The organism is Candidatus Methylacidithermus pantelleriae (genome assembly GCF_905250085.1).
GTDB lineage: Bacteria > Verrucomicrobiota > Verrucomicrobiia > Methylacidiphilales > Methylacidiphilaceae > Methylacidithermus > Methylacidithermus pantelleriae.
This window is the reverse complement of the sequence record NZ_CAJNOB010000037.1, coordinates 1-9272: the sequence shown is the minus strand read 5'-3', so window position 1 is coordinate 9272 and position 9272 is coordinate 1. Positions and strand designations below refer to the sequence as shown.

The following is a 9272-nucleotide window of genomic DNA, read 5'->3' as shown; positions in this document are numbered from 1 at the left end:
CCGTAGGTAAGTCCATGGTAAGCGCCCTTAAAGTACAAAATACCGGCCTTTCCCGTCGCAAGACACGCCGTTTTAAGAGCCACTTCCACTGCTTCACTTCCCGAATTGGTTAGAATGGTTTTGCCCGTCCCTAAGCCCCAGGCCTCAAAGGTTAAGAAAGAAAGTTTCCGGCACAACGCGGCTTTGGCCTCCGCAGGATAAAGGTCGCCCATCGCATGAACAAGGCAGGTCAGCTGTTTCTGAGCTTGCGCGACAACCGGGCGATATCCGTGACCTAAGGAAGCGACACCGAAACCAGAACCAAGATCCAAATACTGGTTCCCGTCCACATCCCAAAGGTTGGCGCCCCGCCCGCGGGAAAGAAAAATGGGACCCAAAACATCAAACGCAGTGATCGCCTGACATTCGTACTGCCGGAGGATGGCTGCAAGCTCTTGGGACTTGGGGCCGGGTACAGCGGTAACTAAACGTGGGAGCATAATTGTGGCGGCACCCAACATGCTCGAGGGGTTGCCGCAAGGCAACCTCCTGGCATCAGAAAGCTTGACTTGAAAAGCTTCTCCTCCGGGGGCATCGTTGTGCAGAGGTATGGAGCTGTCTGCCGCCAAGGATGAGGAGGCCGCCGTAGTACGCGTTGCCCCTCCGCGTACCCTCTCGCCCGAGGAGAAAATTTCTCTCTACCGGCAGATGCTTCTTATTCGGCGATTCGAAGAAAAGGCGGCTCAGGCCTTTACCCTAGGTAAGATCAAGGGGTTTTGCCATCTTTACATTGGCCAGGAAGCCGTAGCTGCCGGGGCTCTTTCCATTCTCGAACCAACCGACCCTGTGGTGGCCGGGTACCGGGACCATGGGCTGGCGTTAGCGCGGGGGCTTTCTCCCCACCGTTGCATGGCAGAGCTTTTTGGAAAACGCACCGGTTTATGCAAAGGGAAAGGCGGGTCGATGCACTTTTTTGACGTTACCAAGCATTTCTACGGGGGACATGGCATTGTGGCGGCTCAAATGCCTTTGGCCGCCGGGATTGCTTTTGCCCAGAAATATCAGGGCACAAGAAGAGTTACCGTGTGTTTTCTGGGTGATGGTGCCGTCAACCAGGGAGTTTTCCACGAAACGTTAAATCTTGTATCGGTGTGGAAATTGCCTGTGGTCTACATCATCGAGAATAACCAGTATGCCATGGGAACCCATGTGGGCCGCTCCACGGCAGGTCTTCCCTTAGTCAATCGGGCTCGGAGCTATGATCTAGCCGCCATTGTTGCCGATGGGATGGACGTGGAGGACGTCCGGGAGAAAGTGGGCGAAGCTGTCCATCTTGCTCGAACTGAGCAGGAACCTAGTTTGATAGAAGCTCGAACCTACCGGTATCGCGGCCATTCCATGGCCGATCCGGCAACCTACCGGCCGCGGGACGAACTGGAGAAGTATCGCCAGGTGGATCCCTTGATGCGGTATCTGAAACGACTTCTTGAGGAAGAGATCGTGTCCAAGGAGCAAGCGGAAGCTTTGGATAAAGAGATCCGATCGATCGTGCAGGAGGCCTTTGAGTTTGCGGATAAAAGTCCCGATCCGACAGAGGAAGATCTTTTCGAAGACGTTTGGGCTCCCGAAGATTCGATTCCAGAATTTCCCAAGCCGCGATACAACGATTTCTAATTCGCGGAGCTTGCCAAAAGGAAAGTTTTGACTCATTCAACCGCATGCGAGAGATCACGTTTCGTGAAGCCCTCAATGAGGCTTTGGCCGAAGAGATGGAACGGGACCCGAAAGTTCTTCTCATCGGCGAGGAAGTTGGGCAGTATCAAGGCGCGTATAAGGTCAGCCAAGGGTTATTGCAGCGTTTCGGCCCGGAGCGAGTTCTGGACACACCGATTAGCGAAGCAGCGTTCACCGGTTTAGGTGTGGGAGCTGCGATGGCTGGGCTTCGGCCAATCGTGGAGTTTATGACCTGGAGCTTTTCCCTGGTCGCTTTTGATCAGATTGTGAATAACGCAGGAGCCATCCGGTACATGTCGGGAGGGCAATTTTCTCTCGGGCTAGTCCTTCGAGGGCCGGCAGGAGGAGGGGTCCAGACTGGGGCCACGCATTCCCACAGCCCTGAAAACTGGTATGCGAACGTGCCTTCACTCTTGGTCGTAGCTCCTGCATTCCCGCGGGATGCCAAGGGTTTACTCAAAACAGCCATTCGTTCCAATAATCCAGTTTGCTTTTTTGAGCACGAAATCCTCTATAACGTGAAAGGTCCCGTTCCCGAGGAGGAGTATCTCATTCCCTTAGGAAAGGGGGAAATCTGTCTTGAGGGGAAGGATGTTACAGTGATTGCAGCGGGGATTTCAACCCATCGGGCGCTAGAGGCGGCCAAGCTTGCTGCGCAGCAAGGAATTGCTGTGGAAGTGGTCGATCTGCGCACGATCAAGCCCTACGACTGGGATCTTGTCAGCCAATCCGTTTGCAAGACGCACCGGGTCGTAATCGTGGAAGAAAACAAGCCCTTTGCCGGATGGGGTGCGCAACTGGCTTATGACATCCAACGAAAACTTTTTGATGAGCTCGATGCCCCGGTCGCTCGCGTCACAAGCTTGGATGTCCCTCAGCCATACAATGAACGATTGGAGGGGATCGTGTTACCAAACCCGCAAAGGATTCTTTCGGCCATTTATGATGTTGTCAGCTAAAAAAGAGCCGGTAGGAAGGATCGCGGCCTATCCTGGTCAGCGCGGAAAAACCAAGTGTCTTCCCTTGTGGGTGGTGGGGAGCCGTGCTGTTTTTGCCTTTCCCTAGGGATCTTACAAGACCATATGCCCAAAGAAATTACCATGCCTCTTTTGAGTCCCTCTATGACCGTGGGGAAAATCGTCCGGTGGATGAAACGGGAGGGGGAGAGTGTCAAGCCTGGAGAAGTTCTCGCGGAGATAGAAACCGATAAGGCCACGATGGAGCTTGAGGCCTATGAGGAAGGCTTTTTGCAAAAGATCCTCCTCCCAGAGGGGAGTGAAGCCCCCGTAGGCTCGCCCATTGCGCTATTGGCGCAACCGGAAGAATCACATCTGGAGCCAACCCCGCCGGCGGCGGAGGAAAAAAAGGCCGTGTCTTCCGTTTCGGTTGGTGCTTCTTCCCCGATTGCACCCCCATCTCCCTCCGGTTCCCAGGACCGGCTTCGCGTTTCACCGCTAGCCCGCAAGCTGGCAGCCAGTTTGGGCGTCGATCTTTCTTCTGTGCGAGGTAGCGGCCCTGGGGGACGAATTGTCCAACGGGATGTGCTAGCTGCTGCGGAGCAAACCCGGAGGGAAGTTGTAACCCAGCCTGCGGAAGCCATTGGAATCTCTTCCATGAGGGCAACGATTGCCCGGCGGCTTTTGGAAAGTAAAACTACGATCCCACACTTTTACTTGGGTGCTGAGGTTGACGTAGACTCGATGGAAGAGCTGCGAGAGAAGCTCAATGGACTGGTTTCCTCGCGGGGCGAAGCGTTCAAGTTTACCGTCAATGACTTCATAGCGAAAGCTGTGGTAGAGGCGGCTCGGCGAGTACCGGAAGTCAACGCAAGCTGGGCAGGTGAAAAGATCCTGCGCTTTCCGGAGATTCATCTTGCGGTTGCCGTGGCCCTTTCCGAAGGATTGATTACCCCAGTGGTCCGCAGTGCAGAGAAAAAAACCCTCCGTGAGCTGGCCCAGTCGCTTCGAGAGCTGGTCGCGCAGGCTCGGGAGGGAAAGCTCAAACCAGAGGATTATACTGGGGGAACCCTTACGCTTTCCAACCTCGGCATGTATGGCGTCGATTGGTTTTTAGCCATTATCAATCCTCCCCAGGCTCTCATTGTGGCAGTGGGTGCGGTTGCGAAAAAGCCCGTCGTGGGACCAAACGATGAGGTGAGAGTCAGAAAGCGGCTCCCCATTACCCTTTCTTGCGATCACCGGGTGATTGACGGGGCAACGGCCGCAAACTACCTACGGGAACTCCGGAGCCTTCTGGAGGAGCCTTTGTGGCTTCTCAGCTCCCCGTAATCAAAGGAAAGCGGAACATTGCGCGCAGCTCTAGGGGATCCACCGTAGGCGCCGGAAGAAAAGCCTTCCGAGAGCTTGAAAACGGAAACAAGGAAGAGTTCAAAACGGAGCCGTACGAGGGAAAAAAACCTATCTGTAGCCATGGAACGTTATGAGCTCATTGTGATTGGGGGAGGGCCTGCCGGTTACGTAGGGTCCATTCGAGCCGCCCAACTTGGGAAACGTGTGGTGTGCGTGGAAAAGGAGCGAGCCGGTGGCACGTGTCTCAATTGGGGGTGCATCCCTTCCAAGGCTTTACTCGCTAGTGCCCATTTGTATTGGGAACTCCGGCACGCCGAGCAATGGGGGCTTCGAACTGATGGGGCGACAGCCGACCTGCGAGCCATTGTGGAGAGGAGCCGGCGCGTCTCCGACCGGATGGCTGCAGGGGTAGAATCGCTTTTTCGTTCCAAAGGCGTGGAATACCTCGTGGGTAGCGCCCGGATTGTCGGGCCTGGAAAGGTTGAGGTAGAGGTTGTAGACAAAACGCAAACAGGCTCGGGTCCTAAGGAAACCCTCGTGGAGGGGGATCATATCTTGCTGGCAACAGGGGCCCGTCCCCGAGTACTACCCGGGCTTGTCCCGGATGGGAAACGCATCCTGACCAGTCGAGAAGCGCTGCTCGTGCAGGACCTTCCCAAGTCGCTCCTCATCGTAGGAGGCGGGCCAATCGGAATCGAGTTTGCCGACTTTTTTTCCTGCCTTGGGACCCAAGTAACCCTTGTGGAAGTTCAGCAGCAGATCCTTCCCAAGGAGGACCAAGAAGTGGTTCAAGTCCTCTCCCAGGCCCTGACCAGGAAAGGGATCTCAATACTGACCCAAACCACAGTGGACAAGGTGCAAGAACAAGGAGAAAAGCTCGTGGTGGAGCTTTCCGGCAAGGCTTCCGGAAAACTTACCTGTGATTGGGTCCTTTTGGCCGTAGGTGTCGAAGCCAACCTGGAGGGCGCCCTTGGCCCTGACGTCCGGCTTTCCAGCGCCAATGGATTTGTCTGGGTGGATGAGTCCTACCGAACCTCCTTTCCCACCGTGTATGCTGCAGGGGATATCATCGGGGCTCCGTGGTTAGCTCACGTGGCATCTCGACAGGCCATCGAGGCCGTGGAAGCAATGTTCGTTCCAGGAAAACGCCCCAAACGACCCAAGCTATTCCCCTCCTGTGTCTACTGCGATCCGGAACTTGCCAGCGTTGGTCTTACGGAAGCCGAGGCACGGGCCCAAGGACGATCGGTCCGCGTGGCACGTTTCCCTTATCATGCCAACGGAAGAGCCGTGGCAAGCGGGCATTCCGATGGGATGGTCAAGGTGGTGGCAGGAGAACCCTATGGGGAGATCCTTGGCGTTCAAATTGTGGGAAGCGGTGCCAGTGAACTCATTGCGGAGGCAACTCTTGCTATTGAGCTCGAAGCCACGACCGAAGAGCTTCATTCTGCGATCCATGCCCATCCCACTTTTGCGGAAGCGCTTGCAGAGGCCTGTCTGCGAGTGGAAGGACGTGCCATTCACATTTAAGCCATGGTACAGCGATGGAACATCCGCCCAAGATCTACCCGCTGTAGTCTTTGTGGCAAGTCATTCCAAAAGGGCGAGCGCGTGTACTCGGTGTTGGTGGAACATTCCAACGGGCTCCAGAGATTGGACTATTGCCAGGAAAGCTGGGAAAAAGTTACAAGCGAGCCGAGTTTTTGGCTGGCCAGTTGGTGGTCTCTGTTCGAATGCCCGCCGAAGGGTTCTTCTTTTGTCCCTGTAGCCGGATGGGCCGAACAAGCCTTACGCAAGGCCTTACGAGAAGGCTCTGAGCCCGACCGTGCCGTAGCCTTCCTTCTTGCGGGCTGGCTCGAACGCAAGCGTCTCTTTCGAGAAGTTCACCGGGAGACTCGAAACGATGACCACTCTTGGATTTACTTCGAACACCTTCCCACTGGGGAAGTTTGGAAGGTCCCCTTTCCCGAAAGGATAACCCTGCAAAGTTTCCAAGAAGCCCAGAAGACTCTGCAGGAACTATGGCACCAAGCCACGGGAGGCAGTGGGGAGGCTTCCAACAAAAAACCTTCCCTTGCCAAGATGACGATCCTGTCTATGGTGTAGTGGCGTAATGCCTGCCAGCGACAGGCACAAACCAATGCGATCAGGTCAAAAAAACCCATGCCAAAGGTTCTCACACTTACGGTTCGTGGCCGGGATCAGATGGGACGAGGCCCGGCTCGGCGACTCCGCAAACAGGGTCTAGTACCGGGGGTGCTTTACGGGGGACGGGGCAGCTTTCCCATTGCCCTGGAAGGGAAGGCCTTGGTACGGCTGCTTCAACAGGGTGGAGAACGGGCTTTGCTAGAACTCCAATGGGAGGATCGGGGACCGGAAGAAAAGCGCCTAGCGGTACTCCAGGAAATCCAACGCCATCCGATTAGCGATCTCCTTCTCCACGTCGACTTTCACGAGATTAAACCGGATGAACCTTTGCACGCGGAAGTGGAAGTGGTCCCCGTAGGGACACCGGCTGGAATAGCTGCCGGTGGCATGCTCGAGACGGTGACCCGTGAGGTTCGGATCCAATGCCTTCCTAGGGATCTTCCCGAAGCTTTAACGGTGGACGTCAGCCACCTGGGCGTCGGTGAATCGCTTTTTGCGGGAGAACTCCCTCTGCCCGCTGGGGTACGGTTGCTTTCCCCTCCCACCCAGGTCCTTTTCACCGTGGTGGCGCCGGAACAAGGGGAAGAAGTCGCAGAAGCTGCGGCACCTACCGAACCAGAGCTTGTGCGGGAGCGCAAGGAAACGGAAGGCGAAGAAGAGTCGTCCTAGTTCACCAAGCCTCAACAGTTTTTCGACGAGGGTTCCAGGTTTTTGTTTCGTGACGCCGAGGTTGATTGTTGGCTTGGGCAACCCCGGAGAAACCTACCGCCATACTCGGCACAATCTTGGCTTTGCTGTGGTGGAAGAACTGGCCCGGCAAAAGAAGGTGGTCTTCAAGAAAGATGCCCGGGGCGACTGGGAAGCGGCTGTATGGGACGGAGATCGGTGGCTTGTCAAACCCCTTAGCTACATGAACCTTTCGGGTCCGGTGGTTGCAACCTGTCTCGAAACGTTGGGTCTTGGGCCAGAGCTATTGCTGGTGGTCGTAGATGATCTTTCTCTCCCGGTAGGAAAAATCCGGTTGCGTTCGCGGGGGAGCTCGGGAGGCCATCGGGGCCTCGCATCCATCGAGAGGGCTCTGGGCACACAAGCCTATGCGAGGCTACGGTGCGGTATCGGGCCTCTGCCTGCTGGGGTTAGAGCCCGGGATTTTGTGCTTGCCCGGTTTCGAGAAGAGGAAGCGGAGGTTGTCGAATCGATGATCCGTAAAGCGGTTGAAGCCATCCAGTATGCAAGCCAAAAAGGTCTTGCCGCAGCGATGAGCCTGTTCAATAGTGGCTCAAGCGAAAAGGTATGAACCGGTACGGAGCGCTTTTCATCTTTTTGGTCAATGGAAGGGATGAAGGAATCGAAGGGGCGATTGAGTTTGTGACCCAGGAAATTGTGGCCCTGGGAGGCACCGTTCATACCGTGCAGAAAATGGATAAGAGGAAATTCGAGCGAGTAGCCCACCGGGTCGATTCGGGATATTACGTGTATATGGAATTTTCCCTGGAAGGGTCTTTGCTTGGTGTCCTCAATCAAAAGTTAAAGGGATATCCCAAGCTATTCCGGCAGTTTTACGTGCGCCGAACCGGAAAAAGAGAATCCCGGAAAGCAAGCTTTCCGGAAACGATCGCCCCATCCACTCCTTAGAAAGGAGGGAAGACTATGGCCGATCTCAACCGCGTGTTACTTTTGGGCAACCTAACGCGGGACCCCGAAATTCGTTACACCCCTAAGGGAACCCCGGTGGGAGACCTTTCGCTGGCAGTCAACACAACCATTCGCAGCCAGGACGGTCAAACGCGGGATGAAGTGTGTTTCGTAGAAGTCGTTGCTTGGGGAAGGCAGGCGGAAACGTGCAAGCAATACCTGCATAAGGGGTCACTCGTTCTAGTGGAAGGAAGGCTTCAATGGGAACAGTGGGAGGGTAAGGATGGGGAAAAGAGGAGTCGACTCCGAGTGCGAGCCGATCGCATTCAATTCCTCGGACGAGGTCGCGTGACTCCTGAAACTCCGACAGGGTCGGCAAGCCTTGCGAGCCCCATCGCGAGCGAGGAGGAAATCTCCTCCCCAACCGCCCCACCCCTGGCAGGGACCGAAGAGGAGCCGTCCGAGGATCCTTTGCCCTTTTAAAATCTGGTGGTTTTTCCTTGAGAGGGAAGCGGCGCTACGAAAAAATGGTTTTCGCCATGCAGGTCCCGGTCATTCTGAAACAACGAATCGATCGATTGGGTGCAGAAGGGGATACGGTTCAGCTCCGGGCGGGTTACGTGCGGAATTACCTTTTGCCTCGAGGGCTCGCAGTGCTCGCGAACTCTGCTACGCAAAGAGAGATCGCCCGGCTGCGGCAGTTGCGATTGGCTCGCGAGAATCGCGAGCGGGAGGAGGCTCAGGCATTGGCGATCCGCTTGGCCGAGATGGAGCTCGTCTTTGAGCTGGCTTCGGAGACCGGGGGCGAAAAAGTGTTTGGATCGGTGACCACTGCTGAAATCGCGCAGCGATTGGAGCAAGCGGGGATTGCACTGGATCGGCGGAAGATTCGACTTGATAAACCCATCCGTGCTTTTGGGCAGTACGAGCTTACGGTGGATCTCCATCCTGAAGTCCATGGGATTTTGCGCGTAACGGTTCGAAGCCCTCAGCCAGAAGGAGAGGAAAAAGGAGGAGCAAAAACCAAGCAAGTCAAAGGCAAACCTCCTAAGGCCAGGAAAGCAAGTCAACCAAAAGCCAAAAAAGAAAGACAAGTCCAAGCCTCCAACTCGGAAGGGCAGGAGCCGGTCCCCGGTGCTCAAACCGGATAAAAACGGTTCAGGCAAATGGCCCAGACCCAAAACCTCCCTGCCCCATGGGTTACCGTTACCTAAACTGGATAGTCAGGGCATGGGTTTGGTTATGGAGTGAAGGAGCCCGCACTGATGTTTGGCTTCAGGTAGCGTTGGCAAGCGCTTGGGTTTTGGTCGCCTTCCCGGGACTGGGATCTTTTCTGTTGGGCCAAGAGGCTCCTCCCTCTCCCAGACCTCCGTCGGTAACTCCTCGACCTCCTACCCCGCCTACCCCGTCCCCTCCGGTGGAACAGCCTTCCGGGGGGGAAGGCTGTTCCACCGGAGGGGACGGGGT

11 protein-coding genes and 1 pseudogene are annotated in these 9272 nt (G+C 55.8%); 10 read left to right on the top strand and 2 right to left on the bottom strand.

Going from position 1 to position 9272, the window contains the following annotated elements; translation table 11 throughout:
• A partial coding sequence (locus tag KK925_RS08260) for an aminotransferase class III-fold pyridoxal phosphate-dependent enzyme (RefSeq protein ID WP_174583488.1) occupies positions 1–479 on the bottom strand: 479 nt, incomplete at its 3' end.
• Between the two features lie 109 nt (positions 480–588).
• Here KK925_RS08260 and pdhA point away from each other — a divergent pair.
• The 10 genes from pdhA (at position 589) to rplI (ending at position 8956) form a co-directional block, all read left to right on the top strand.
• The gene (pdhA, locus tag KK925_RS08255; protein ID WP_174583487.1) at positions 589–1653 is read left to right on the top strand and encodes a pyruvate dehydrogenase (acetyl-transferring) E1 component subunit alpha; all 1065 of its coding nucleotides are present in this window, start codon (positions 589–591) and stop codon (positions 1651–1653) included.
• Positions 1654–1697: 44 nt separating this feature from the next.
• Entirely contained in the window at positions 1698–2672 is a 975-nt protein-coding gene (locus KK925_RS08250) for an alpha-ketoacid dehydrogenase subunit beta (protein WP_174583486.1), read from the top strand.
• 123 nt (positions 2673–2795) lie between these two features.
• The gene (locus KK925_RS08245; RefSeq protein ID WP_174583485.1) at positions 2796–4001 is read left to right on the top strand and encodes a dihydrolipoamide acetyltransferase family protein; all 1206 of its coding nucleotides are present in this window, start codon (positions 2796–2798) and stop codon (positions 3999–4001) included.
• A gap of 141 nt (positions 4002–4142) precedes the next feature.
• Entirely contained in the window at positions 4143–5552 is a 1410-nt protein-coding gene (lpdA, locus tag KK925_RS08240; RefSeq protein ID WP_174583484.1) for a dihydrolipoyl dehydrogenase, read from the top strand.
• Positions 5553–5633: 81 nt separating this feature from the next.
• Positions 5634–6128, top strand: coding sequence for a hypothetical protein (locus KK925_RS08235; protein ID WP_174583483.1), 495 nt, complete (start codon positions 5634–5636; stop codon positions 6126–6128).
• Between the two features lie 57 nt (positions 6129–6185).
• Positions 6186–6839 carry a 50S ribosomal protein L25 gene (locus tag KK925_RS08230; protein ID WP_174583482.1) on the top strand — a complete coding sequence of 218 codons (654 nt, stop codon included), beginning with the start codon at positions 6186–6188 and terminating at the stop codon, positions 6837–6839.
• Positions 6840–6888: 49 nt separating this feature from the next.
• Complete coding sequence (gene pth / locus KK925_RS08225) at positions 6889–7467, top strand: aminoacyl-tRNA hydrolase (protein ID WP_214096428.1); 579 nt, start codon at positions 6889–6891, stop codon at positions 7465–7467.
• Positions 7464–7805, top strand: a complete 342-nt coding sequence (locus KK925_RS08220; RefSeq protein ID WP_174583481.1) for a 30S ribosomal protein S6 — start codon at positions 7464–7466, stop codon at positions 7803–7805. The genes pth and KK925_RS08220 overlap by 4 nt, the downstream gene beginning before the upstream one ends.
• A 15-nt stretch (positions 7806–7820) precedes the next feature.
• Positions 7821–8288 carry a single-stranded DNA-binding protein gene (locus tag KK925_RS08215; protein WP_174583480.1) on the top strand — a complete coding sequence of 156 codons (468 nt, stop codon included), beginning with the start codon at positions 7821–7823 and terminating at the stop codon, positions 8286–8288.
• 56 nt (positions 8289–8344) lie between these two features.
• Positions 8345–8956, top strand: a complete 612-nt coding sequence (gene rplI / locus KK925_RS08210) for a 50S ribosomal protein L9 (protein ID WP_214096427.1) — start codon at positions 8345–8347, stop codon at positions 8954–8956.
• A gap of 124 nt (positions 8957–9080) precedes the next feature.
• Here rplI and KK925_RS08205 read toward each other — a convergent pair.
• Positions 9081–9272: pseudogene (locus KK925_RS08205) on the bottom strand (hydrolase); the annotation flags it as partial.

Coding starts and splice junctions, on each gene's coding strand:
- rplI (WP_214096427.1), top strand. CDS start 8,345: ATGCAGGTCCCGGTCATTCTGAAACAACGAATCGATCGATTGGGTGCA.
- KK925_RS08250 (WP_174583486.1), top strand. CDS start 1,698: ATGCGAGAGATCACGTTTCGTGAAGCCCTCAATGAGGCTTTGGCCGAA.
- KK925_RS08245 (WP_174583485.1), top strand. CDS start 2,796: ATGCCCAAAGAAATTACCATGCCTCTTTTGAGTCCCTCTATGACCGTG.
- lpdA (WP_174583484.1), top strand. CDS start 4,143: ATGGAACGTTATGAGCTCATTGTGATTGGGGGAGGGCCTGCCGGTTAC.
- KK925_RS08220 (WP_174583481.1), top strand. CDS start 7,464: ATGAACCGGTACGGAGCGCTTTTCATCTTTTTGGTCAATGGAAGGGAT.
- pdhA (WP_174583487.1), top strand. CDS start 589: ATGGAGCTGTCTGCCGCCAAGGATGAGGAGGCCGCCGTAGTACGCGTT.
- KK925_RS08230 (WP_174583482.1), top strand. CDS start 6,186: ATGCCAAAGGTTCTCACACTTACGGTTCGTGGCCGGGATCAGATGGGA.
- KK925_RS08215 (WP_174583480.1), top strand. CDS start 7,821: ATGGCCGATCTCAACCGCGTGTTACTTTTGGGCAACCTAACGCGGGAC.